Raw genomic sequence first — 26,951 nt, 5'->3', positions numbered from 1 at the left:
AAGTTTTTAGCCATATTTTCCTTGGAAAAGAAATGATATGCTCACATCATGTTACTGCTGTGAAGAGTGCTTTTTGTCTATATAACATAAATTAAAACTTTAATTTTTTGCATGTTTTTTTCTGAGAATTTGCTAGTTTAGGCTATTTTTTGTTAATTTTTGAGCAAAAACAAGTGTTTTTAAGGTGATTGACAAGAAAAGTAACAAAAAAACATGCAAAAATTATATGAATTTAAAATTTGATAATAATAAAAAAATTATGCTACTACTGTGAAAGATTTTTTCACTTACATAACAAATATTAAAATCTATGTTTTGTAGATATTATAATGGTGATAATTAAGGGTTTTTGAATCAAAACAAGCATTTGGACGTTATTTTCAACTAAAATAAAAAGCCACTAATATGACTTCTATTAAAATTATTTACTAATTGACATAAAATCAAAAATAAATTTATTTTTGTAATCTTTGTAGTTTGGTAATAATAAAGATACTATGGATCAAAATTTTTGGCTATGCTTATCATACCCATGACTAAGTGAATGAGCAACTTCATGTATAACGATATAATGTAAGAAATCAGGGTTAGCAATAGAAGACTTTAAACTGTATTTAATTAATTCAGTATTGTGAATTTTATTGTATCTATATTGCCCATGATATGAAGTAATGTTATTCACTATTTGTATGTCAATGGGCTCACGTTTAAAGGCTTGAGTAACTTGGTTAGTTATTGCTTGCATATAAGTGCAAAATAACTTATTTAGATGCATGGTAATGCACTTGACAATGTATTTAGTATCTTGCTCTTTTCCTTGCAAGCAAGGTATGCTAGCAAGCACATTACTAGGGTTATTTACTTCTACTAGCAGAATTAAACCAATACTTTTGTACTTATATTTATATTGCTTGCCTATAAAGTAGAAAGTATCATAATTAGGGCTTAATTCATATTTTAATTTAGGAATATAGAATTTAAGAGTTTTGATAAGTTTATCTTGTAACTTAGGAACGCTAGGATTGTAGATAATATAAATCTCATTATTGTTAATGAAAGACTTATACATTAAGCGATCTTTGACTTCATAGTAGTAATAAGAATAAGGATGATTATTAATAGTCATAGTGGCTAATTTAAAGTCTGCTAGTGTGTTGTAATTCATAAGTTAATTATACAATGTTGAATAAAAAAAGAAGCAATGCGAGATTACTTCTTATCATTATTATCTTGATGAATTTCTTTTTGTGTTTGAGCATATCTTTCTTGAGCTTGCTTGGTGTAATTGTAAATTAAAGAAGCTAGTTCATCTTTAGACATGTCTTCATATCCAGAAATGTTTAAGATAGCTGCCATTTGGAATAATTGTTGATTTGGCATTGATAGCAATTTTGCCATAGCTTGATCTTTTTCTTCATCCATTGATGTAGCAGGATTATAAGGTTCTTTTTTAGCAGCCTTTTCTTTTGCTTCATGGTATTGACGAGCCATTTCATCTTCTTCTTCGGAATTGCTTTCGCTTGCATCTTGTGCATTAGCATTAAATTCTGCAGCCATATTGTTAAATATGTTGAAGATATCAAATGGATTATTTCCTCCATTGGCTTGGCTTTCTCTAAATTTCTTTTGGATTAATTTGAATTGAATGTTTTGAACTACAAATACATTGTATTTCACAAGCTTTCTAATTTGTCCAGCTGGAATAAAGTATATTAGTACATATAAAATTGATGAGATTAATTCAACAGCAAAGATTGCGATTGCAAATGGTGCATATTCGTTTAATGCATTGTTATACATATATTGAACTAAGTTAAATACTGCATAAATAGCAACAACAAATGTAAGAATTCCTAATCACATATTTTGTCTAATAAAAGTTTGATTTTTGTTAGCTGAAATTTTATAACTGATAATTGCATAAATTAAGTATGCAAAGATAAGCATATAAGCTACAATACTTGCCACTCTATAGATGTAGGTATTAAGTATCATATTAGAAGTTAATTTTCCAACTTCAGCTGCTGCATTTGTTCCTAACTTAAAGTAAAAAGTCTTTAAGAAACTTTCTTGGAAAACAAGTGTAATAACAAAGTCTGCAACAAGTAATGCAAAGCAAGCAATTAATGCAGCTAATCAAATTCACATTCATTGATTAAATTTGCTTTTATAATCTTGGTAAAAGGCTTCTGGTGTTTCGTATTTTTCTAATTCAAGAGCTTGATTATTATTCATTTTTACCTCCTTGAGCTTCTTCTTTTAGGAATTGATCAAAGTCAAAATCTGCAATTTCAAATTCTTTAGGTGGCTTAGCAAAGAAAACCATTTCTTCCTTCGTTACAGGGTGAATAAAGGTTAATTTATAAGCATGTAATCTTTGCCCTTTATCATCAATGGCTTTATTGTATACAGGATCTCCATATACTGGATTCTTAATGTGAGCCATGTGAACTCTAATTTGGTGAGTTCTTCCGGTTTCAAGTTCACATTTAACTAAAGATTTTGGCAATCCATCTAAATAAAAACCTTTAACTAATGTTACATAAGTAACAGCAGGTTTTGAATTGTGGTTAGTTACTTCCATCTTTAATCTATCTTTGGTAGAACGTCCAATTGGAAGTACTAACTTAAGTTTAGTATTTTCAATAATCCCATCACAAATTGCTAAGTATGAACGCTTGATGCTGTGAGTTGCAAACATATCAGCTAATAAATTATGAGCTTCATTTGTTTTAGCAACAATTAGCAGTCCACTAGTATCTTTATCTATTCTATGTACAATTCCTGGTCTAAGTAATCCATTTTCATTTGATAAGTTGTTTTTAAAATGGTGTAATAAACCATTTACTAACGTGTCATCATAATGACCTGGGGCAGGGTGAACTGTTAGTCCACTTGGTTTGTTTAAAACACATAAGTAATCGTCATCATATAAGATTTCTAAAGGCATTTCTTTAGGTTCGATCTTAATTTCTTTGTCAATTACTTTTGTAATTTTAATAATCTGTCCTTCACGAACAGTAAATTTTGGTTTATTGACCAAAATGTTATCAACATAGACACAATGTTGTTCAACTAATTGTTTAATATCATTACGTGAGATATCACTATTATTTGAAACGTATTTGTCTAATCTTTCTGGATATTTTACTTCTATTTCTTTCATAAAAGATATTATATAAGTTTTTTGAAATTTATTAGCTATTTACTTATGTGTTGTATAATAATTTTATGTTAGATTTTTTAGAAAAAAGAATACAAAAAAGCTTAGCAAAAATGGCTAAGAAAACAACCTTAAATGAAGCTGATATTTTAGAAGTAACTCGTGAAGTTAAGATGGCTTTACTTGAAGCTGACGTTAACTTACGGGTAGTTAAAGAATTCGTTAATAACGTTAAAGAAAAGGCTTTAGAAGAAGGAAGAATTATTGGAAGATTAAACCCTTCTCAAACTATGATTAAGATCTTTAGAGATGAACTTGTTGATGTACTTGGAAAAGAAACTAAAGAAATTAAAATTGACAAAAAGCCTTATGTCGTAATGATGTGTGGATTGCAAGGGAGTGGGAAAACTACTGCAAGTGCTAAGTTAGCTTACTACTTAAGAAAGAAGAAATTTGTTACTAAACCTTTAGTAGTAGCTGCTGATATTTATCGTCCAGCTGCTGTAGATCAATTAGTAACTTTAGCAAAAGGAATTCAAGTTGATTACTATGAACAAGGAGTTAATGTACCAGCTGAAACTATTGTACAAAACGCCTTACAACAAGCACATGATAATAAGAATGATTTAATTATTATCGATACTGCTGGTAGACTTGCAATTGATGAAAAACTCATGGATGAATTAGCAAATATTAAAAAGATAGCTCATCCTGATGAAATCTTCTTTGTTGCAGATGCTTTATCTGGGCAAGATATTATCAATGTTGCTAGTGCTTTCCACGATAAATTAAAATTAACTGGTGTAATTATTACAAAACTTGATTCAGATGCTCGTGGTGGAGCAGCCTTAAGCTTAAGACAAGTGCTAAATATCCCAATTAGATTTATTGGTACTGGAGAAAAGACTTCTAACTTAGAACTTTTCCACCCAGATAGAATGGCTGAAAGAATTCTAGGTATGGGTGATGTAATGGGATTAATTGAACAAGCTAGTGAAGCTATTGATGAAGATAAAGCCAAAAACATGGTTGAAAGAATTTTCTCAGGACAATTTACTTTAGATGACTTAATGGAACAAATTAAGCAAATGAAACAAATGGGAAAATTCTCAAAAATCCTTAAAATGCTTCCTGGAAATATAGCTGGTAAAATTGATGAGGCTGAAATTGATAAAGCTGAAGAAAAAATGCAACTATATCAAATTCTCATGTCATCAATGACTAAAGCTGAAAGAAAGAATCCTAAATTACTTAAACAAGCTTCAAGAAAAGAAAGAATCCTTAAAGGAAGTGGTCGTAGTGCCCAAGAATATAACAAGCTACTAAATGACTTTGATGCAATGAGCAAAAAGATGACTCAAATTGCACAAAACTTCAAGAAAACAGGTGGTTTTGGAGGATTTGGTGGAATGGGTGGACTATTCTAATTTATGTATCCAAATAGTTATATAGTTTTAGATATTGAAACCACAGGACTTCATCCCTATAATGATGAAATTACTGAAATTGCAGCAATTAAAGTAAAAGATGGTCAAATAGTAGAGGAATTTTCTAAATTAGTTAAAATAGAAGGTCAAATTCCTCCTTTTATTGTTAAAAAGACCCATATAACAAATGAAATGTTGCAAAATGAGGATCCGATTGAAATTGTACTAGAGCAATTTCTAAAATTTATTGATGATTTACCTTTAATAGGTCACAATATAAAATCATTTGATTATCGCTTTTTAAATCATTATTCAACTAATAAATTAGATTGAAATATCCAAAATGAAATTATAGATACATTAGCACTTGCTAGATGGAAATTGTCATTACCTCATAATACACTTGGTGACTTATGTGCTTATTATGAAATTGAATATTCAGCACAAAAGAACCATAGAGCCTTAGCTGATGTACTTTGCACTCAAGAAGTGTATAAAAGATTGTGCCAAGAAAAGGACAAAAGCTGAAGACGCAAAGTGTCAAGAACACCAATTTCTTCTGACTTAGAAATTAATAAAAAACCTATTCTTAAGGCTAAGAATTCAACTTCTAACTTATTAGAAGGCTTTAATATTGCTATCACAGGTGATGGTACTTATAGCAGAGAAAGTCTTGAAAATGTTATTGAATTAAATGGTGGAAAAGTAAATAACTCAGTGTTAAAATCGACAAACCTTTTAATCAGCTGTGATGATCAAACCACAACTTCTAAATATATTAAGGCTCAGAAACTACAAAAAAGAATTGTAAAACTTGAAGAATTTTTAGAATTACTAAGAAAATTAGAAATCATAGATTAATTTTCTAATACGTTAATAATATTTTGGTATTATATTATTAACGATTTGCCGACATAGCTCAGCAGGTAGAGCACTTCCATGGTAAGGAAGGGGTCGCTGGTTCGAGTCCAGTTGCCGGCACCAAATTGATCCAGTAATGGATTTTTTTATTGCAATTTTTTAGCCCAACTGAGGCAAAAATATTACTTATAGATATGATAAAATTAAGTAATCGATGAAAGAGGAAATATGTTGGATAAAAAGATGGTGCCAGAAATAAGGTTTAAAGGGCTTAAAGAAGAATGAAAAGAATTTAAATTGGGTAATATTGGAACTTTCAATTCAAATGGAGTTGATAAGGTTTATCGAGAAAAAGATAATGTAGTTCACATGGTTAATTACATGGATGTCTACAATAAAATAGCAATTACATCAAATAACATAGATAGTTTTATGATAACAACTGCAAATAATTCTCAATTATTAAAAAATAATCTAATAAAAGGTGACATCTTATTCACTCCATCGTCAGAGACTATTGATGATATAGGACATACATTTGTTGTTCAAGAAACAATTCCTAATTTTGTGTATTCATACCATTTAGTGCGCTTTCGTCCAAATTCTGAAGAATTCTGTGAAAATTTTGCAAACTATTGCTTAGATCAAAAAAGACTTTGTGCTCAATATATGTTGCGTGCACAAGGTGTTCAAAGATTTGTTTTAAATAGAGAACATTTTAATTCACTATCAGTAATTAAACCATCACTTTTAGAACAGAAAAAGATAAATGATTTATTATCTTCTTTTGATTCATATATAAATTCTCAAGAGCAAAAACTTAAAAAACTTCAATCAATGAAACAATCATTGCTTGATAAAATGTTTATAAAAAATAACCAACATATGCCAAGTGTGAGATTTAATAGCTATTATGATAACTGGTATTATGTAAATATTCAAGAATGTAGCAAAGTATTTATTGGCCTTGTGACTACTATGACGACTAATTATTCAAAACACGGAGTACTTTTAATAAGGAATTCTGATATAAAAGATGGGCGTTTTGAATTTGATGAAAATCCAATTCATTTAGAACAATCTTTTGCTATGAAAAATAAGTCTCGTATGCATATGGTAGGCGACGTGGTAACTGTGCATACAGGTGATGTCGGAACTTCAGCAGTGGTATCTGAAAAAGAAGCAAAATCAATAGGTTTTGCCACAATTGTTACAAGACCAGATAAAAATAAATTAGACTCTAGCTTCTTGTCTGTATTTTTAAATACAGAAACACATAAAAAATGAGCAGTTCAAATCTCAACGGGTGATGGTAGAACTAATTATAATTTAGGTGATTATAAACTTTTAAACATTCCCATGACTAATTTATCTGAACAACAAAAAATAGGTCAATTCTTCTCAAATCTAGACTCTCTTATCCGTTCTCAAGAACAAAAATTAGAAAAGCTAAACAACATTAAGCAAGCTTTATTAGAAAAGATGTTTTGCTAATATTACTTATTAGAACTATGATTCTAATAAGTTTTTTATTGCCTAAAAAGGAAGTTAAAATTTGATATTTTTAAAAATAATATTTTAGAATTATAAAAAAGAGGTAGATATGAATAAGAAAATGAAAAGAACAGTAAATAGTACACTACTTGGAGCAAGCGCTATAGCTCCAATAGCTTTTATTGCAACTAGTTGCAACGATACTGCTAAAGAAGAAAAGGAACAAAGAGATAAAGAACTTAAATCTTTTGAAGAAATCATTGCTCAATTACAATCTTATGATAATCAATTAAAAGATATTGAAATCTCTAGTGTTCAACTAGAAATTAGACAATTTATAAAGCAAAATAAAGACTATGAGCAAGCTAACTTAGATAAATTAAAGAATTTAGTATCTCGTGGTACTGAACTACTAAATCAAATAGAAACTGAGTATCAAAACCAAGTTGCTTTTGCTTTAAATAATTTAAAAGAAATTATTCAAGAGCTAACAACCTTAAATAGCAAATTAACTAAAGAAGACAAGTTAGCTAAACAAGAAATAACGTCAGCTATACGCCAAGCTAGTCAAATTACAAATAAAGATAGCTTAAATAACATTAGAGATTGGAATAGCAAACTAGCTAATTTATATAATAAATATAAGGAACTAGCTAATAAACCAGCAATAGATCCAGAACAACCAGCTAAGAAAGAAACTATTACCCAAATTAATAAACAAATGCAACTTGCTAGTGCACTAGTATCTAACCTAGAAACAAAAGGTTATAAAGCAAGTGAATTAAGTCAATATCTAAGTAGCATTAATGTAGATGCATTAACAACTATGTCTTTAGCTAATCTTGAAACTATATTAGCTAATTTAAAACAACAAATTCAACAAGCAAATAATGCTTATGATACTGCATGCAATGCAATAATTGAACAACTAAAGGCTATTGTAAGTAATATCCAAGCTTTAGGAGTTACTGAAAATAATTATCCAGAAGCTTATAAAGTTATTGTTCAAGGCCTAAAAGCAAATGCTTTCAGTGCCAATGATACTTTAAAACAACTTAAAATCTATCTTTCTAATTTAACTAACTTATATCAAGAATATAAGGAAATCAATAAAACTCTAACTCATGAACAAATTTTAAAGGAACAAGCTAAAGCTACTTTAAATCTTGAAATAGCTAAAGCTAAAGGAATTGTTAATTCATTAGCTAATAATGGCTATAATGCAATTGAATTAGGAACATATTTAGCTAGTTTAACAACAAAATATATTGATGGGCTAAATTTAGCTCAATTAAATGATGCTATTAAACATCTAGCAGAATTACAAAAGCAAGCTAATAATGCTTACGCGCAAGCAGTTAATGCAACCATTACTACTATTGAAGATTTAATAAGTAAGATTAAAGCTTTAGGAATTGACCAAATTATGGATGCTAGTGCTACTAGAGCTATAACAGAAGGCTTAAACAATAATACTTATAGTAAGTTAGATTCTTTAAGCAGTTTAAAGAACAAAGTAACTGCATTACAAACTCTTTACAACAAGTATAAAGATCTTCCAGCAACTAAGAAAAATGAGGCACTAATCAACATTAAAGAATTACTTGCCCAAAGTAAGCAATTAGTTACTCTATTAGCAAATAATGGATATCAAGCAAGTAATTTAGATTCTTATGTACAAAGTATTAAAGAAGAATCACTTACAAGTGATAGTTATAAAGAATTGCTTGGAATAATTAATCAATTACAAGAACAACAAAAGCAAGCAAATGAAGGCTATAATCAAGCTTGCTTACAAGTTAGAAATCAAATATCAAGTCAAAGAGATAAACTTTTATCCCTAGGATTTAGCCAAGAAGATAATCCAAAGGCTTATAATGCTATTTATCAAGCTTTGAACCAAAATAATTATACTGATGCAACAAACTTAAAAGAACTTAATGTTATGCTTGAAAACTTAAAAGATGTTTATAAGCAATATAAAGATGTACCTAAAGTTGATCCTAAAGTGCAATTAATAAGAGATGTTAAACTTAAATTAACTACTGCCCAAGCCACTTATGATGAATTAAAACAAAAAGGATATCAAGATAATGCTTTAGAGACATTGTTAAATCAAAATAGCACAAGCAGCTTAACTCAGTTTACCATTGAACAATTGCAAGAACTAGAAGCAAAAGTCTCAAGTGCTATCAAAGCTGCTTTTGATACTTATAATGCACTAGTTACAAGTTTAAAACAACAAGTTTCAAGTGCAATCCAAGCCCTTAAGGATTTACATGTAGATAGTAAAAAGCATCCACAAGCAGCTAAAGCAATTGAGCAAGCTATTGAAAATAATTCTTATGATGAAAATAGTAATGTAGCTACCTTACAGCAAGCTATAAACAACTTACAAGCAATTTATAATCAATATAAAGATATCAATCAAGAACAACCTGATAACTTCAATTGAGGTAGCGTTCCGTTACCTAGAGTTCAGGATAATGAAATTACACAAGAGATGTTAATTAAGATGTTTGATACATTAATTGGTAACAAAGTAGTTACTTTTACTCTAGGAGATAGACTAATTGATACCGATACCTGAAACAATGCTTTCTTACAATGGCAATTTACTAATAAAGCAAATTATTCATACTTTACAGTAGATTCAAACCAAATGGGATTTAGATATAAGAATGCTGATCGCAGCTTTGTTTCTGATGGATATTTCCCAAATACTCCAGAGTATGTTAATGACAAGAAATGATATGTAGATTCAGGATCATTTAAGTATACCTATATGGAAGATTTTAGAACTCCTGGACAAGTGCAAAATGTTGTATTTGACTTTATTCAACAAGGAATGAGTCAAATTAAAGAAGGCATGAGCCAATGAGATAAAGCTTTTACTTTATGGAAATTTGTAAGAATGTGATTTGTATATCAAGCTGTAGCTAGATTAGATATTGCAATAGCAGGACACACAGGAGTATGTAGAGATATTGCAACTTCATATGCCATCTTACTGCAAATGGCTGGTATTAAGGCTTTTGCTTGACCAACAGGAAAGGCAAATAATTTACCAGGTGGACAAGATGCTGATGCTCACATGGTAACGTGAATGAAATTACCAGTAAATCAAGACAATATGCCAGATCCTAATTCAACCACCTATAAATGATTTGACTCAGATATTACTTATGAAGCTCCAGAACCATATTACTTATACCCATTATCACACTATAGAGGTGATTTTGGAGGTATTATTACCTCACCAAGTACCTCTCAATTTGTGCCAAATATGTCAGGTAATTTAAATCCATATAACTTTAATAACCTTTATGATTTACCTTTTAATACATTCTATTTAAATAATGAAGTCGCACTAAATTCAGAACGTGATTATTTAGCTTCTAAAACTATACTTGGTGGAAATACGCAAGTTCCATATGGAGTATTACCTAACTATGTTTACAATAATAAGAAATGATATGGAATTGTATATACTCCAAAGATGATAACTAGCAATGGAAAACAAGTAGCCCCTACAGCAAGAATTATTCAACAAGATTTTTCACAAGCTTATGGAGACGAAGTATCTTGAGATGTAGCATCCTTATATAAAGACCAAATTGCAGCTGCTATTGCACATTCATATGGTAATTTTTGACAACAACCTAACTTTGCAATTAATATTTATAGCTACAAGGATACAATATCATTCCCTATATATGATAATAAGAATGGATATTCTATTGTAATTTATAATCTAAAAGACAAGTCACATCAACTTGTATCCCTAGGACATAAGGATAAACATCTATATAACTTTAATATTCAAAACGATCAAGTTTATGTAACTTGAGCAGATAATAAAAAGATTGAAACTCCTATTGAAAATACTGGTTTAGCTAGGTGATTTAGTAAGCAAGTTCAATTCACTAAACAAGATTTAATTAATCAATTAGCTTACTATAAATTTGTTATGGGTGGATATGTTGTAGGGAATGATGTATATCAAGTTTCTCAAGCAAATCACGATGCATATTTAGCTACTTGAAATAAAATTCAACTGCAAAGCCAACAAGATTTAAGCCAAGACCAAATTGCAGCATTAATTAAACAACTAGAAGAAAACTATACTAATAATTTACTAAATCCAGCTTATAATAAGGCTAAAACTATTTTAATTACTCGTAATTTAAATGAGTTTGACTCATTATCATTAAATCAATATGATCAATATGGCTATAAGATTGAGATTTCAGCAATTAATGGTAAAAGTCAAATTTTACAAGGTAATTTATCATTAAGAGCCAATGTATATTACTCTCAAACAAAACTGACTCCAGGAGCTAGTGGTTGAAGAAAAATTATTTCAAATAGTGCTATTGATGCCTTAAAACTAACTAAAAACATTATAGAGTCACCTAATGGATATTACTATGTAGAGATATATAATCAAATCTTCCCAAGTGATACTGTAAATTCCGAAGTTTTACAACTACAATGTAGTAATACAGCACCAATATTTGACTGATTCTCTCGGGTAACAGTTAATGGAAACTCACAAAGTTCTAACTATAATGCTACAAATGAAAATTGAGATCAAGATAACTGGCTAGAATTTACATTTGCTTGATTTAACAGTGATACTTATCCAATTAGTGCTGATATTCACTTTGTAGACTTTGACACAAAGAATGATCAAGTAATTAAATCATTTAGCAATGTTACTGGTAATGCAGTTAAATGAAGAGAGTTTTTAGGAACAATTAGCAATAGTAATAGTGGAATTTATTATGTAGTTTATACTATTACTGATAAGAAAACAAATACGTCATATAAAGTTATTTCTTCTTTAACATTTGTCTTTACAAAAACAAACTGAGAACAATTAACTATTCAAGAACTTAAAGATCTTAGCTTACCTATTTATAAGAAAGCTAATTAATAAACATTATAAAAGCAACTCAAACTTGGGTTGTTTTTTAGTTTTAGAATAAAAAATACCTAGAAAGCTATCTCCTAGGTATAAAAAGTTATTTATTAAACTTATATTCTTCAGGAATAACTGAAACTCCTTGTGGGAAGAGTTTGGTTTTATAGTTATCCCCATACATTTTTTGAAGAGCTTGACGATATGAAGTTCTTTGGTTTGGTCCACCACCATAAACTAAGTCGTATTGTTCAAGGTTATATTTGCCATATTGTCCATGGTAATCATATCCTGGTGATCTTAATGCTTGAGTTAAGGAAATAAGAGAATTGAATTGTGCATCAGCTGCAGCAAAGGTTAATCCTAATATATTTCCATTAATATCTCTTACAGAAGAACCTGAACCACCTTGACCAGGTTCTCAGTTATGTAAGATATATCCAAGACCATAGTTAATATATGAATTTCCGCTGTAAGTTGAGCCTTTTTCTTTAAGGTATCTAACTTCAAATCCTTTTTTATCTTGAGCATTAATTAATGGGTTTGAAAGGAAGATATCAGTTAATCCAGGCTTATCAATAAAGGTACGTAAGGCAACGTTTTGAGATAAGCCTCCACCATATTGATTATCCTTATTATTCTTAGATTTATTAACTCAAACTGAAGAAGTAGTGTTAAGAGAAGGAATTTCATCCTTGTTACTAATTGAAGTTACTAAATCATCATCACTTTTAGCATTAGGAAATCCTAAAGCTAAGAAGTCATAATCAATTTTAGAAATTTCTTTATTATTAACTGTTAACTTATCACTGACTAAAGTATCATAATTAGTTAATAAATCAAAGTTAGCAGGTTTTGATTGATTATCCTTGTTTTGATATGCTGAAGTAAGATATAAAACATAATCTGAATATGAATCAATAGTACTTGTACTAATTCCAGCAGCTTCAGTTGGACTTTCATATTTATATTGAGACTGATTTTGATCTAATGTAATTTCTAATACAGCAAAATCAGCCATTTCTTCTAAGTTAGCATATGGAGAAGAAACTTCTAAATAAGCACTTGGTGATGTAGATAAGAAGTTAGCTCCAGCATACACAATCTTGACATTTTTAGGATCAAAATCAAAGAAATCAACTCTAGGATCTAGAACAGTACGTTTAAGTTCAGTTTCAGTTGGTGTACTTGGATTAAAGTGAGCTAGGCGTACATTTTTAGTTACACCAATTATGCTATCTTCAGCTGCTTTTACAGCTTGTTGAGCTTCATTGTATGGAACTAAAGCTTTACTAAACTTTTCATTAATTGCTTTAAATTCAGGTGAGTTTTCACCATATTTGATTTTAATATCGTTATATTCTTTTTCTAATTTAGCAGTTTCAGGAGTTAGCTCTTGAAGCTTGCTATTAGCTTGGATTAAATTATCAGCATTTTGCTTCATAACTGAATCTGGCAAAATATTGGTATAAATGCTGCCATTATCACTTGCAGTAATTAGGTCGCTAGCTACGTGTAAGTTAGTTGCTAAATACAACTTAGTAATAACTCCAGCCTCATTAGTTGCATAGTCTAGAATTCAAGCAGTACCTTGAGCTAAACGTCCTGGTGGAATTTGAGGATTATTGAGCTCTTCAAGATATTTGTTATTGTTAGAAAGAATAATTGAATAAGTTTCTCCTAGTACTTCTTTATAAAGATTATTAGGAATATATCTAGCAGTTCCTCTATCTCCCATAGTATCAGCTCAATATTTTCTTCTCTTGATTTGACCAAGTGGATTAAGCACTAAATTATTGTTATTATCAGTAACTGTAAAGTTTTTAGCATATGAATCTAGGAAAGCTGGCAAGTGTAAATCTGAAGCTTTAGTGTCAAATTCTTCAACATGAGACTTGCTATAACTTTCATAGATTTCTTGATATGCTTCATTATTTCCATCAGGTCAAAGTGATTTTACAAGTGAATTAATATAAGCAGCTTCATCTGCATAATATTTATTTAAGAAGTTAGCATTTTGATACTCAGGGCTATTTGCACTTGGAGGTGTAGTTGGATCCTTAACTGGTTTAGGATCAAAAGGATTAAATCCTCCACCTACAGGTGGTTGTTCTACTGGATCTCCTTCTTTAGGGTTAGTAGGTTGTTTATCCTTTTCAGGTTCTTTTGGTTTGTTGATTGGATCATTGGGATCTAGGGGCTTAGTTATAGGTCTAACTGGATAATCATGAAAACATGAGACAGGTAGTAAACTAAAAGCACTAGCTCCAAGGATTAAAAGTGAATTTTTCAGTATTTTAGTTTTCATTTCTTATGTCATCCACAGTAGCAATAAATGAGAATTTTTCAGGGTTAACATCGATAAATTCACCATTAATAATTCTTTCTACTGATTCAATTGTTTTAGATAATGGAACATACACACCAGGCATTTGAGTGAAGTGTTGTGTAGTGTGGAAGTATTGAGAGAAGAAGTTTTGTAATTGTAAGGCTTTCTTAACAATGATTTTAGAATCATCATCAAGTTCTTCAATACCTAAAATTAAAATAACATCTTCAAGTTCTTTATATCTTTGTAAGATCTTTTTAACTTCCATGATTGCATCATAGTGTTTTTGACCAATGATTTTAACATCAACAGTTGCTGATGATGATTCAAGTGGATCAAAAGCAGGATAAATGTTTTTAGCTACTACATCACGAGATAATACTAGAGAACCACCTAGGTGATTAAAGACAGCTAAAGCTGATGGGTCAGATAAATCATCCATTGGTAAGAAAACAGTTTGGAATGAAGTAATAGACCCATTTTGGTTAGAGAATAGTCTGTTTTCAACTGAAGAAATTTCAGTGTTTAATGTAGCTTGATATCCACCTAAAGAAGGCTTTTTATCAAGTGAAGCTGAGATTTCATTTCCAGCTTGTAGGAAACGAAAAATGTTGTCGATAAATAGTAAGACATTTTCTTTTTCATTGTCTCTTAAGTATTCAGCAGCTGTAATTCCAACTGGTACAATACTCATTCTAGCTCCAGCACTTTCGTTCATTTTAGAAATAAACATCATAGAGCTTTTCATAAGGTCTGATTTAGTTAAATCATCGTATAATTCAACCCCTTCTCTAGAACGTTCTCCTGCCCCAATAAAGATTGAAGAGGTATTCTTTTCTTTCTTAGAAAGGTTGAAGATAATTTCTTTCATTAAAACTGTTTTACCTACTCCAGCTCCTCCAAAGATTCCAATTTTAGAACCCTTTAAAATAGGGATAAAGAAGTCGATAGCCTTAATTCCGGTTTCAAGTATTTGAGGTTCGAAATTAAAGTCATTATTAGTTACAATGGTTGAATCCATTGGCACACGTTTAAAGCTTGCTTGTGGGTTATTTAGTGATCTCCCCATAACATCAAAGATGTTATTTTTAGCACTAGGACCAACTGGTACCATAAAGGTATTGTTGGTATCAAAGTATTCTTGATCAATTGCAATAGTTTCATTAGCATCAATGATAACTGCATAAACAATGTTTTCATTAACAATTTTTTTAACTAATAAGTGAGTTTGGTCACTAGCAGAAGCTAGAATATTGTTAATTTTAGGTAGTTGATCTTTAGGAAAAGAAACTTCAACTACATCTGTTCAAATTTTAGTTACTATACCTTTTGTCATTATTTATCTCCTAATTTATCATCGATGTATTTTAAGACGTTTTCATCTATGTCCATGAATTTTTGGTTAATTTCAATTTGTCAATTGAGTTGTTTGTATTTTGCATATTGTGCTAAAGCAAAGGCAAAGAAATCTTTAGCCATGTTATCATCGTAAGCTTGATTACTAATCATGCGATCTAAGATATCTTTAGCAATTGGATTAAAGACGCATAATTCTTCAATGAATTTTAAAGCTAGTGGAATGTTAGTTACTTTCTTTAAAATACCTCATGAAATCAGTTTAGCTGTAAGGAACATTGTGCTACCTTTGTAAACTGAGATACCTTTTTGAGTAAACATTTGTTCAACTAAAGAACCATTAGTTAATAGTGCGCTAGTTTCATCGTTTAAGTCATATTTAAGTGAAGCAAGTTTAATTTGTCTCTTGTAAGCTTTATAAATTTTAGCTATTTTACCAGCTACTTTTGCAATGTAAGGTTTTTGAACTGATCCACCAATACGTGAAACAGATAAATCGATATCAATAGCAGGTAATTTACCTTGTGCAAATAAATCTGTATTCATAACGATTTGTCCATCAGTAATTGAGATATCATTTGATGCTACTAAAGAAGTAATATCATTTTCAACACTTTGTAAGATAGGAAGTGCAGTAATTGATTTTTTACCTACAAATTTTCCACTACGTTCAAGTAATCTAGCATGTGCAAAGAACATATCTCCAGGGAAGGCTTCTTTTCCAACAGGTTTATTAGTTAATAAGGCAATTTCACGGTAAATATTAGCATGAGCTGTTAAATCATCAAAAACAATTAAAACATCATATTGGTGAGCTAAGTTTTCTGCATGCGCCATAGCTACATAAGGAGCTAAGTATTGTGCATATGGTTGATCAGCAGGTGCATTAATAATAATAGTGTAATCCATTGCTCCATTATCATTTAAAGTTTTATAAACTGAAGCAATATCTGATTGTTGCTTTCCAATACCAACATAGATACATTTAACGTTTTGATTCTTTTGATTAATGATGGTATTAAGTGTTAAGTGAGTTTTACCTGTTTTTCTATCACCAATAATTAGTTCTCTTTGCCCTTTACCTATTGGAATAAGTAAATCAATTGCCATGTAACCTGTGTGCAATTGTTCTTCTAGTGGTTGATATGAAAGTAATGCATTAGGTTTATTGAAAGCTAGAGACTTGTGTGAAAGCATAGTTTTGCTATCACTAGCAGCTGGATATAAAATGCTTCCATCAATGCTAATGATTTTTCCAAAGTAACTTAAAGAAGTTTCAATATAGTGTTGTTGATCAGTTGGAATAACACTTTCTCCAATAAGAAAGTCTCCAATTTTACCTTCTGAAAGACAGTAAGCTTTATTTTGAGTAGCTGAGATTAAAATTAAATTGACTTCAGGGTTACTTGCTAAAGTAAAAATTTGATTCTGGAAGTAAGGATACTTACCAGTGATTTCTACAACATAGTCAAATATACCTGTTATTTTAGGATAGTTATTATTTGTCATTATAGACCTCCAAGTCCGATAGCAAGTAAAATAATTGCTATTATTAAGAAAATTGAAGCTAGCGAACTCATTAATATTGTTTTATTTCTTGTATTTTTAATATTGAATCTCTTGTGTGTAATTCCAAGAGTTGAAGCAATCAGAATCAAGATTAAAGAGAATGATAAGAAGATTGCTCCAAGTGTGTAAAGTAATGTTTTATTAGCTGCTGGCTGAGTATATGGAATTTGAGGCATAGCTCAAATTGAATTAAACATTTGATTAATGGCTTTTTTGTTTTCAGCTGTATTAGCTAATAGTTCAGTGTGTAAAATAATGTATAAGTCTCTAAAAGTCTTATTAATACGAGAGGTTAGCTCTGTATAGTCAAGATATTGTGAATAAAGGTTAAAACTATTATTTATAGCTAGTCCCTTTAAGAAAGAAATATCATCATTAAGCACATCTAAGCCTTGATTAATTCAACTCATGTCTAAATAATCAATCTTGTAGTACTCATTAAGTACTTTCAAGTTGGCTTTAATTAAATCCATTTTATTTTTAATACCTTCAGATATCAACTTATAAGTATTTAAGTAAGCATTAGGTAATAAAGCAAAATAGTAAGTATCATTAATTACTGTATTTTTAAGGCTTGAAAGTACGAAGTAATTAATGTCTGTGCCAAATTTGCTTTCTAAGTTAGCTTTTAGATCTAAAGTAGAAACGCTAGAGGCATTATCTTGAATGATTTTAGCTAAATCAGCCTTGTATTCAGGCTTATAAGTATTTTTCATAGCACGTGAAATCATATTAAATAATACGTTAGCTAATTCTTGATCAACTAATTGTTGATAATCAATTTGAGCATTAACTCCTAAAGCTGTATATAGTTGAATAAAGATATTTTCGATTAATCCATTAGCAGCTTGAGTAGCTAATGTAACTTGTTTACTTGCTAAAGTATCTATGCTATAGCTATATGTACGTAAGTTGTTTTTATCAACTTTATCCTGAATTTTAACATCAGCTAATAATTCATTATTAGAATCAAGTTTTAATTCAGTAACTTGATATTGATATCTAGTGTTAATGTTGTTATCAAAGAAGAAGTAGATAGGAGAATTCTTCTCTACATTCTTGTTATATTTAGTAATAAAAGTGTTTTTAGCTTCTATGCTAGTTAGAGCTTTAAAGGCATCATACATAGCAGCTGAAACAATTGGGTGTAGTGAAGGAATGTTTTGAATTTCATTTGATTTCACTGCAGGATCCTCAATTTGAGGAAGAGGTGGAATAATAGGTGAAGGTGGTTTGTCTTGATCTTGGTCTTCTTTAGAGTTTTGATCAAGGTCGAACTTTAAGAAACGTGAGCTATATTTAGATTTAATATAGTCATCTCAAGAGTTGTATTCTTTAGGTGCATGTAAATTAAAGTCACCTGAAGAATTAAAATCAATTGAGGTAGTTTCAAAAGTAGGAATATCATCACTGTTTTGGAAGATATCGTCAAATTCACCAGCTAACTTTTTGAAGTAATCATCAATTTTAGAATTGAATTGTTCTTTAGTTAAAGTGTTAGTTAGCGTTTCGCTACTAAATTCTTTTAGATCTGAAATTTGAGATGAAACTAAAGGAAGGTTTTGATATGGGTTAATTGAGCCTTCTTTAGCATCAATTAAAACTTGTTGATAAGTTTTATCATCAAAGCTTAGACTCATGCTTTTAAAAGCTTTTGAGTTAGCTAATATTTCAGGATAGAAGGTAAAGAATCCATTATCTCTGGGATTCTTAACAATAGCAGCTTTGTGAGTATCTAGGTAAATAGCTACTTTTTTAAGATACATACCTTTTAAGATATCTTGAGCATCTTTGATTGTGGTATTACTTAATAAGGTGTTAGCCTCATTGTGTAAATCTTTAATTCCTTGTTCTAGAATTTTGCCAAGTTTTTCAGCTTGAAAATCTTTTTCTAGTTTAGCAAACTGATCGAAATCTGGGGATAAGTTTTTACCTTGATTATTGTTGTTATTGTCACCATTATTATCTGTAGCAGAAGCGCTAGTGCTAGCTGCTGAAAGTACAGTTAGTGGCAGAGCACTAGTCACTGGGCCAAGAATTAGTCATTTTAGTTTTCTGCGCATTTAGACTCCTCTGGGTTGAGATTAAATAAGGTAATAGCTTTTAGAATAAAGATTTCATTTTCAAGTTTATAGATGGCAATTTTGTTTAAATTATCAACTGAAAGTTGTTTACAACTTTTGTAATAATTTAAATCAGTGAGTAATGTTTTTAATTTAGCTTCATTTTGCATAATGAAGTCATTGCTCTTTTTAATTTGTAAATAACTTCTAAAGCATCCTCTATAAGTGATGTTGATTTCATTATTTATATAAGTGATAAAGACGTTATCTAAAATATAGTATTTAGTAGTGTTTTCTTTAGTCTTAATTCTAAAGAAGGCTTTGGTATAGGAACCAACAGAATTAGGTTTTAGTAAACTTCATTGACCTTCAAGATTTAAGTTAAGTTCAAGACTTGAGATGTATTCTTTTGTTTCTTGTGAATTTTCAGAGATAAAGGTACATTTAATACTATTCATAACTATCTCCTTTTTCATCATGAAGCAAGTCTTTTTTCTTAGATAAGATAGAAATTTGCTCAACTTCTAATTCACGTTTAGCACGTAATACTTCTAGCGCTAGGCGTTTTTGTTTCTTTTCAAGATCATTAATCTTTTGATTAATTGCAACTAAGGCGTATTTTTGATAAATTAAGTTTGATTCACTTAATAGTGCTAGAGTCATATAAGTTAAATATGACTTAAGTTGTGACTTAACAAAGCTACTAATATCAGGATAAATATTTAAACCTTGGATAGATAGAAAGTTATTTTCCTTACGGTATAAGTCTAAATCAAAGTTTAGTTCACTAAGTGGAATAACATTTAAGCTTAGTTGTTTAGTTTTAGAAGAGTTGAGGACAAACTTAATTTTGCAAAAACCATTAGTTTCTAGATAAGCTTCTAAAAAGTCTGGTAGTACATCAGTTAAATAAGTAACATCATTAAAGCTGTTTTCAAAAATGATATCTAGCTTATTTTCTTGGGCAAAAGTTTTAGCACGTTGGCCAATAACAACAAAAGAGTCGTTTTTATTGGCGTTTTGTAATAAGTAGTTTTCATACTTACGATATGAGTTAGTCTCATATTTTTCTTCTTCAGTAATGTAAACTCAAATAGTTTTATAACTAATAGCACTTTTAGCTGTGAGTTTATTTAAGAAAGAAAGGTAATGATTATTAACAGGTTCGATTAAAGGATTGGTAATTGCATAATTACTAGCGAGATAATCAATATAAGATTTAGCTTGATTAGCTCTTTGGAAATACATCCCAATTTGTTGAGAAAGACGTAAGATGTTAATTAAATTAATATTCTTTTGTGATTCAACAATGGTTAATATTTTGTCTAGTGATTCAGCTTTTTGTTTAATTTTCTTTATGTGCATTAGAAATTAACTCAGGTGAGAAGTATAAGTTGTAATCCTTTAAATCGAAATTGTATTTAACAATAATGCCAGGAATGATTTCAACTGCACAATCATTAGAAACTAAATATTGAGCTAGATAATCATTATATTTAGTTAAGATAGCAGCAATATCATCATTTTCAGCTTGAGCTCATGACAATACTTTAGTATTTGAATCAAATTGGTGACTAATCACAGGTACTAGTATGTTTTGACTAAATCTTGGATTAATACTTCAAGAAATAAAGAAGTCTCGATAAGCGATTTGATTTTTATGGGCCATAAATTCATCACGCTCATTAACTAATTCCTCTCAAAGACCACCATGTTTTTGAATGTTATTTAAAATAAGGAATTGGTTAGTAAAGACTTGATATGAAATAAAGTTGCTTTCTGTTTTTACTTGATTATAAGTTGAATAAATTTGCTTTAAATAAGCTTGCTGTTGATCAAGTAGTGCTTGCGCAGCTTTATTGTTTTTCAAATTACTTAGAAAGTTTAGTTTCATGAGATGCTCCTTGAGTTTTATTGTATTTATAAACAACATAGGTTGCTTTAGCTCAAATACCAATTTGGATAATTACTTGTAGCAAGCAAGCAATAATTGGAATGATAATAAAGATATCAACTAAAGTAAATTTAAATGGTATTGAGGCAGTTAAATTATTGTCTCCTTGATTTAGTAAAGCTGCTAATACTGAGAAGAAGATAGCAATGCTTAATGATGCAAAGATTAGAACTAAAGTATAGCGAGTAATGTAAGATAAGTTATTTCCAGCTAGCTTGTAGACTAATAATAATGCAAAGTAAGAAATAACTAGGATTCAAACTACCATGTAGTTGTTGAACTTATCAGCATTAAGCATACGAATAATTAGTAAAGCTGATAAGTATATAATTGAAAGAATAACTAAGATAAAGCCTTTAGCTGTTTTACTTAAGTTATTAAGTGGTTTTCATTTTAATAAGAAGTATATAGGGACTAGTAAAACTAGTGAGATCACTAATGTAAGAGCTCATAAGATGTGAGCTGGCTTACGGTTCATTAATGGACCATCATTAATATTAATAATGAAGATGTTAATAAACATTCATAGAGTAAATAAGGCTAGGACATAGAAGTTAAAGTTTAAAGCTTGTTTAGATAATGCTTTAGCTTGTGCATTATTTGGCTCTAGTTCAAATAAGTTAGCAATCTTAAATCCTCAATAAAGCATGAAGGTAAGAACAATTGCAATAATTGTTATCACACCAGCTGCTGTATAGTTATAAAATAGGGTTCTAAAGCCTTCTTTAAGATTATTTTTATCTGTAAATAAGGTTTCAGGGCTATTTCCAACTAGGAAGAAAGTAAGAAGAATTCAACCTGCAATTAGGATAATAAGTTTTGCTATATTAGAGATTAAGAAGTTACGAATGTACTTCTTAGCTCCAGTATACACTTTAGTGCAATATGTTAGGTGATAAATTTCAAAGCCTAAATTAAGTAGCATTAAGACTGTAAATGGAATAGTTTTAATTAGTAATAGTATCATTGAGCTATCTTCAGTAATAGGAAGAGCAATAAGCAATCCAAATGAAGCTAGCATAATGATTAAGTAACCAAAAGCTCATGGTAAATATTTACTAAAGCTGAGTGGCTGCTTACTTGCATTGCGGGCAAGTCAAAATGGAGCCAGAATTAATGGAACCATTAAAACAATAAAGTTATAGATAATAACGAAATTGCGTCCTTGGAAATTAGGCTGTGAAATATCTAAAAAGTTTTCTATTGGTAAGAAAGGCTTGTAAACATTTAAACCTGTTTTGGATGGATTTCAGCCAAGTAAGTTTGAGAGAGAAAATAGGCTAAAAAGAAGCAGGATTCCAAGCAGCAAATAGCCAAATATATTCTGTCAATAAAATAAGGTGTTTTGTTTAAGTTTTATTTTCATATATACCTCTAATTAGTTTTTACGATAAGTTTATAGCTTGAACCAAATTGTCCTCAAGCTTGTGAGCTTTCAATTAGTTGTTTAGCTTCTAAATTATCGACCACAATAGTATCTAAAGATTGTTTTCCAGCTTCAAGTAATCCATATAAATGAATTCCGTAATTTGTACCAATATCACTAGCTGTACCAGTTAAATGTAAAATGTGGGTAGTTGGGTTATCAAAATACATTTTGGCACGATCTGGACCTTGCACTACTAGAGAGCCAAATTGTCCTGAGACAATTTCGCCAATTGGTAAGGTAAAGGTTTCTCCATCAGCATGTAGGGTTAATTTTCTAAATACTCTTTGATTTAGAGGGAGATCTTTCATTGATTTAATGTTGTGGTTTAAAGAAAGGTCAATTCCAGTTGGGTATCCCCCAACTCCAAAAGTACCATTGAAGATTTTTCAATTTTCTTTTGTTTTTAAAGCGATTTTAAATCCTTCTTTAATATCGCTAAAGTTATCATGTTTTGAAGGTCTAATTGTGTTAAAGAAGATTGAAGCAGCTCTTTGTCCAGGCGCAGTAGCTTCTCAAGATTCAATTGTTCCACCTTCAAATGAAGCAAATTTAGTATTCTTAAGTCCAACAGGGTCAATTCCTCAATCATCCTTATCTGAACGTTTATCTAAGTTAGGCAATGTAGTGTAAATTCCAACTTCATCTAGATGAATATTTTCAAGACCTGCAATTGCTGTAGTATCTTTCGTGTAGAAGAATAAGTTAACAACTTTAACTGAATTTGGTAATTGTGATAAGAGGCTTCTTAATGATTCGTTTTTATCACCATATCCAATCTTATCTACCCGTACCATAGTAATATCAGGATTTTCTTTTAGGATTTTTAAGAATTTATCATATCCAGCACGGTTAGATGCATCAACTGTAAGCATTTTTTGACTTGGTTTATTTTTGCTAAATTCATCTTGACCAGTAGGATCATATTGGTAAACTCTAAGTCCATCATCCATCTTGACTCTTTGACCTGTTTTAGGATCAATTATTGTTTTATCACGATCTTGTCATGGAGTTAGACCTCTAACGCTGCTTGAAATATCAGATTTGTATCATCCAAAGTAGTCTCCATTTAAAATACCACTAGGTTGACGATTGTATTTACTGCTGTTTGAAAGAACACGTTGTTTATTGTCATTAATCATTCTTTGCACAGATGGATTGTATTTATCATCCATGTAGTCATATTTGATAGTTACATCATATCCAAAGGTATTTCCAGTAACCTCAAAGACAGGTACTCTACCAGCTGCAATTTCTGATTGCATAATTCTTTGAGCAGCTTCAAGTTGAGCACGTGCTATTTGTCTAATTTGATCTTTAGGAATTGGATCACGACCAGGCATTGAGATAGCGCCATTGAGATATTGAGCAAAGACTTCAAGTAAGTCAGGATTCTTTTCTCAAACTTCTTTGTAAATGTCCTTTAAATCATTAGCTGTAATATCTCTGTTAGAGTTTAATAAGTCACGATATTCTTTAAGTCTTCTAGAAGATTCTGCAGCTACTTCTTTAGGCACTGTTCCTTTTGGGACATCAGGAAGTGCTTGATCTTTATCAGGAATTTGCAAGTTATTTACATCAACAGCTTTTCCTTGACGAGTGTTAACAATTTCTTGCACTTGTTTCTTTTCTTCAGGAGTTAAATTAGGTTTAGTTACTACTGGAGGTTTAGGCGGAATAATAGGGGTAACTTGGTAGATTTTTGTTCCATTTTGAGGCATTTGGTTAGCTTCTATTGAGCTTACTAATTTGTATCCTTGAGGCACAAATTGAGTTACTTTTGGAATAGCATCATCAAAGTATTTACCTGTAACTTGACCAACAATCTTATCACCATCTTTAAAGGTTAAAGTATAACTATATTCAATCTTGTCTCTAGCAACTTGAATTTCATTAGTTTTACCTTTAGTAATAATAGGGGTAGCTGTTACATGGTAACCTTTAGGAATAAAAGGTTTTCAATCAATTGGTTTAGCTTCGCCTTCAAGAGTTTTAAAGGTACGAGCCTCTCCTATTTTAGTTCCATTATCCATGAAAACAATAGTTGTAGTAATTTCTTTTACAATCTTGCTTACTTCAATAATGTTTTCTTGTCCAAGTTTAAATCCATAAGAGGCCTTTGGCACAATTTGATATCCACTAGGCACATACTCTTTAACTTGATCAATAGTAATTGAAGCATCTGGAGCTGTTTGAATAGTTGCAATATTTCCAATTTGGACATTATTCAACATAAATTTGAAGGTTGTTTCAATAGTTTTCTTAACTACATTAATTACAAAAGTTTGGTTAGCTAACTTAACTACCACAGTTTGTTTATCATCTTTAGGTAATTCAAAGCCTTGAGGCATGTAACTTGAAGAAGAAAGATCAACATCAGTTCCTTCTTCGCCTTCAATTTTAGTAGTTGAAACAATCCGATTATTTCATTTATATTCAACAGTGGCAGTTACCTTATTAACAATTTTTTCAACTGAAATATTATTAACTTGTCCAGGAATAATTTTGATTTCAGATTGAACTAATTTATATCCTTTTGGAACTCAAGCATTATCAAAGTTTATATTTTCATCATCATAAGTTTGTAAGCTTAAAGGTTCACCAATAGGGGTTCCATCTTTAGAGTCAATAAAGCGAATAGTTGTAGTAATAATTTTCTTAATTTTAGTTACTTTAATGGTATTAACTTGACCTAAAGTAATAGTTAATTTATCTTGACCTGGCGCTAGTTGATAATTTTTAGGTAAGTATTTAGTGTAATCAATTGTAGCAAACTGATCAGTTGTGACCTTTTGAGATTCCACAACTACTTCTTTACCATTTTGCATTTCAATAAAGTTTAAAGTAGTTACAACTTGTCTTGGAATTTCAACTACTTTAATTTCAAAAGTATTATTATCCGCTGTGACAGTTTCAGGCACATTTTCAGCAAGCTTATATCCTTCAGGTAGATAACGTAAGATATTAACTACTTCACCTTTATGAGCTTTTATTGGGACTAATTGGCCCACTTGCTTATCATTGTTCATGAATTTAAGGTTAAAAGTTACATCAATTTCAAGTTTCTTAACATTAAATCTGTTAGTATAACCAATTATAAAGGTTGGAATTTGACTATTTACAAAGCCATAACCTTCTGGAAGCAAGGTTGAAAGGTCAAAATTGCTTTGTGAACTAACATCTGTGTTATCTTTTTCAACTGTTTTAACAGTTTCTTGAGTACCATTTTCACCTTGGGTATAGAAAACAAATGTGGTCTTAGTTTGAGATTTAATTTCAGGTACCACATAAATTACATTATCTTTTCCAATTTCAGCTGTTATAGTGGTTGAGTCAGCATATTTAGCTGGATCAAAGTTATAACCATTTGGAATTAAGTTTTGAATTTGCATTTGCAATTCTTCATCTGAGTTAGTTAATAAAACTATTTTCTTAACAACCTTATTATTTTTAGAATCAGTAAATGATAAGGTGGTTTTGACTTGAGATTTGTCAGTATCATCCTTTTTAGCTGATTCAGTATTTGCATCAGTTCCTGAAACTTGGGCGGGAATAAGTTTAATTGTAACGTTGGTTAAATTTGGCTTATTAATATCACTTGAAGAATAAATGTATCCTTTACCATGTTGATTTATAACTCCAAAGGTTACACCAAAAACAGCACCAGTTAATAGTGCTCCACTTCCGAGAATTAAACTTGTTTTTAATATTTTTCTTTTCTTTGCTTTGATCATGATATGTCGCCTATCTTGATTTATTAATAATATTTATATTATTAATTTCAAATTTAATAATATAAATTATATCTTTTTCCTCAAGGTGTAACTGTAAAAAAAAAAAAAAAGTAATTGAAAATGTAACAATTTAGTCAGATAACAAAAATATAAAAAAGTAGCCTAAGCTACTAATTATTAAAGTCCTAAAAGTTGTTTTAATTCAGCATAAGGTTTGTAACCTAAAAATGTTGAAACTAAAACACCATCTTTGTAAACACGTGTATAAGGAATTGAAGCTACATTTGCTTCATAAGCATAATCTCTGTTTTCATCAATATTAATTCTGTAAACTTCAATATTATCTTTTTGTGCTAATTCTTCTAAGACAGCTTTAAACATTTTACATGGACCACATCATGAAGCATAAAATACTTCTAATAATAATGATGGTTTAGTTGTTAGAACTTCATTTACTTGAGTTTTATTTGATTCGTGTAACATATTTACTCCTTTTATGTATTAATTATACAACTAATGAAAAAAGCAAAAAGTTATTTTTTTGTATTTTTTTAATGTAAAAAATAACTTTTTAGTTTTAGGGGAATAAAAAAAGACGAACTAATAAAGATATTTAGGACAATTCCTTTCGTTTAAAAAATTAATGTATTC

At 30.1% G+C, this 26,951-nt stretch carries 17 protein-coding genes and 1 tRNA gene; 5 read left to right on the top strand and 13 right to left on the bottom strand.

Annotation, left to right across the window (positions count from 1 at the left end; translation table 4 throughout):
* Positions 1-421: 421 nt before the first annotated feature.
* The 3 genes from ACNQ2T_RS01845 to ACNQ2T_RS01835 are packed head-to-tail and all read right to left on the bottom strand — an operon-like array spanning position 422 to position 3,166.
* Positions 422-1,165 carry a M48 family metallopeptidase gene (locus ACNQ2T_RS01845; protein WP_418035846.1) on the bottom strand — a complete coding sequence of 248 codons (744 nt, stop codon included), beginning with the start codon at positions 1,163-1,165 and terminating at the stop codon, positions 422-424.
* 44 nt (positions 1,166-1,209) lie between these two features.
* Positions 1,210-2,235, bottom strand: a complete 1,026-nt coding sequence (locus ACNQ2T_RS01840) for a hypothetical protein (RefSeq protein WP_418006409.1) — start codon at positions 2,233-2,235, stop codon at positions 1,210-1,212.
* Positions 2,228-3,166: an RluA family pseudouridine synthase gene (locus ACNQ2T_RS01835; RefSeq protein WP_418035845.1), complete on the bottom strand. Its 939-nt coding sequence runs from the start codon at positions 3,164-3,166 to the stop codon at positions 2,228-2,230. The genes ACNQ2T_RS01840 and ACNQ2T_RS01835 overlap by 8 nt, the downstream gene beginning before the upstream one ends.
* A 65-nt stretch (positions 3,167-3,231) precedes the next feature.
* Between ACNQ2T_RS01835 and ffh the strand changes: the two genes are divergently transcribed.
* The 5 genes from ffh to ACNQ2T_RS01810 all read left to right on the top strand — a co-directional run bounded on the left by ffh (position 3,232) and on the right by ACNQ2T_RS01810 (position 11,884).
* On the top strand, positions 3,232-4,590 hold the full coding sequence (gene ffh, locus ACNQ2T_RS01830) for a signal recognition particle protein (RefSeq protein WP_418006411.1): 1,359 nt from the start codon (positions 3,232-3,234) through the stop codon (positions 4,588-4,590).
* A 3-nt stretch (positions 4,591-4,593) separates the two neighbouring features.
* On the top strand, positions 4,594-5,451 hold the full coding sequence (locus ACNQ2T_RS01825) for an exonuclease domain-containing protein (RefSeq protein WP_418035844.1): 858 nt from the start codon (positions 4,594-4,596) through the stop codon (positions 5,449-5,451).
* 47 nt (positions 5,452-5,498) lie between these two features.
* A tRNA-Thr gene (locus ACNQ2T_RS01820) sits at positions 5,499-5,574 on the top strand.
* A 105-nt stretch (positions 5,575-5,679) separates the two neighbouring features.
* The gene (locus ACNQ2T_RS01815) at positions 5,680-6,945 is read left to right on the top strand and encodes a restriction endonuclease subunit S (protein ID WP_418035843.1); all 1,266 of its coding nucleotides are present in this window, start codon (positions 5,680-5,682) and stop codon (positions 6,943-6,945) included.
* A 109-nt stretch (positions 6,946-7,054) separates the two neighbouring features.
* Positions 7,055-11,884, top strand: a complete 4,830-nt coding sequence (locus ACNQ2T_RS01810; RefSeq protein WP_418035842.1) for a coiled-coil domain-containing protein — start codon at positions 7,055-7,057, stop codon at positions 11,882-11,884.
* Positions 11,885-11,972: 88 nt separating this feature from the next.
* On the opposite strand, the gene mip is transcribed toward ACNQ2T_RS01810, so the two are convergent.
* The 10 genes from mip to ACNQ2T_RS01760 all read right to left on the bottom strand — a co-directional run bounded on the left by mip (position 11,973) and on the right by ACNQ2T_RS01760 (position 26,783).
* Positions 11,973-14,177 carry an Ig-specific serine endopeptidase MIP gene (gene mip / locus ACNQ2T_RS01805; protein WP_418035841.1) on the bottom strand — a complete coding sequence of 735 codons (2,205 nt, stop codon included), beginning with the start codon at positions 14,175-14,177 and terminating at the stop codon, positions 11,973-11,975.
* Complete coding sequence (locus ACNQ2T_RS01800; protein ID WP_416755474.1) at positions 14,167-15,534, bottom strand: MSC_0618 family F1-like ATPase beta subunit; 1,368 nt, start codon at positions 15,532-15,534, stop codon at positions 14,167-14,169. The genes mip and ACNQ2T_RS01800 overlap by 11 nt, the downstream gene beginning before the upstream one ends.
* Positions 15,534-17,063 carry an MSC_0619 family F1-like ATPase alpha subunit gene (locus ACNQ2T_RS01795; RefSeq protein ID WP_418019695.1) on the bottom strand — a complete coding sequence of 510 codons (1,530 nt, stop codon included), beginning with the start codon at positions 17,061-17,063 and terminating at the stop codon, positions 15,534-15,536. The genes ACNQ2T_RS01800 and ACNQ2T_RS01795 overlap by 1 nt, the downstream gene beginning before the upstream one ends.
* Entirely contained in the window at positions 17,063-19,186 is a 2,124-nt protein-coding gene (locus tag ACNQ2T_RS01790) for an MSC_0620 family F1-like ATPase-associated subunit (protein ID WP_418035840.1), read from the bottom strand. Before ACNQ2T_RS01790 ends, ACNQ2T_RS01795 begins: the two co-directional genes overlap by 1 nt.
* Positions 19,171-19,644, bottom strand: coding sequence for an MSC_0621 family F1-like ATPase epsilon subunit (locus tag ACNQ2T_RS01785; protein WP_418035839.1), 474 nt, complete (start codon positions 19,642-19,644; stop codon positions 19,171-19,173). The genes ACNQ2T_RS01790 and ACNQ2T_RS01785 overlap by 16 nt, the downstream gene beginning before the upstream one ends.
* A complete protein-coding gene (locus ACNQ2T_RS01780) occupies positions 19,637-20,551 on the bottom strand; it encodes an MSC_0622 family F1-like ATPase gamma subunit (protein ID WP_418006287.1) in 915 nt (304 codons plus the stop codon). The genes ACNQ2T_RS01785 and ACNQ2T_RS01780 overlap by 8 nt, the downstream gene beginning before the upstream one ends.
* Complete coding sequence (locus tag ACNQ2T_RS01775; RefSeq protein ID WP_418035838.1) at positions 20,532-21,080, bottom strand: MSC_0623 family F1-like ATPase-associated protein; 549 nt, start codon at positions 21,078-21,080, stop codon at positions 20,532-20,534. The genes ACNQ2T_RS01780 and ACNQ2T_RS01775 overlap by 20 nt, the downstream gene beginning before the upstream one ends.
* Positions 21,058-22,506: an MSC_0624 family F1-like ATPase-associated membrane protein gene (locus tag ACNQ2T_RS01770; RefSeq protein ID WP_418035837.1), complete on the bottom strand. Its 1,449-nt coding sequence runs from the start codon at positions 22,504-22,506 to the stop codon at positions 21,058-21,060. The genes ACNQ2T_RS01775 and ACNQ2T_RS01770 overlap by 23 nt, the downstream gene beginning before the upstream one ends.
* Positions 22,507-22,514: 8 nt before the next feature.
* Positions 22,515-26,300, bottom strand: a complete 3,786-nt coding sequence (locus tag ACNQ2T_RS01765) for a putative immunoglobulin-blocking virulence protein (protein ID WP_418035836.1) — start codon at positions 26,298-26,300, stop codon at positions 22,515-22,517.
* Positions 26,301-26,477: 177 nt separating this feature from the next.
* Positions 26,478-26,783, bottom strand: coding sequence for a thioredoxin domain-containing protein (locus tag ACNQ2T_RS01760; RefSeq protein WP_416755485.1), 306 nt, complete (start codon positions 26,781-26,783; stop codon positions 26,478-26,480).
* Positions 26,784-26,951: the final 168 nt, after the last annotated feature.

The sequence above is a fragment of the Mycoplasma haliaeeti genome (assembly GCF_048284645.1).
In the GTDB taxonomy this organism is placed as follows: domain Bacteria; phylum Bacillota_I; class Bacilli_A; order Mycoplasmatales; family Metamycoplasmataceae; genus Mycoplasmopsis.
Note: the sequence above shows the minus strand (reverse complement) of the source record. Positions and strands in the feature narration are given on the sequence as shown.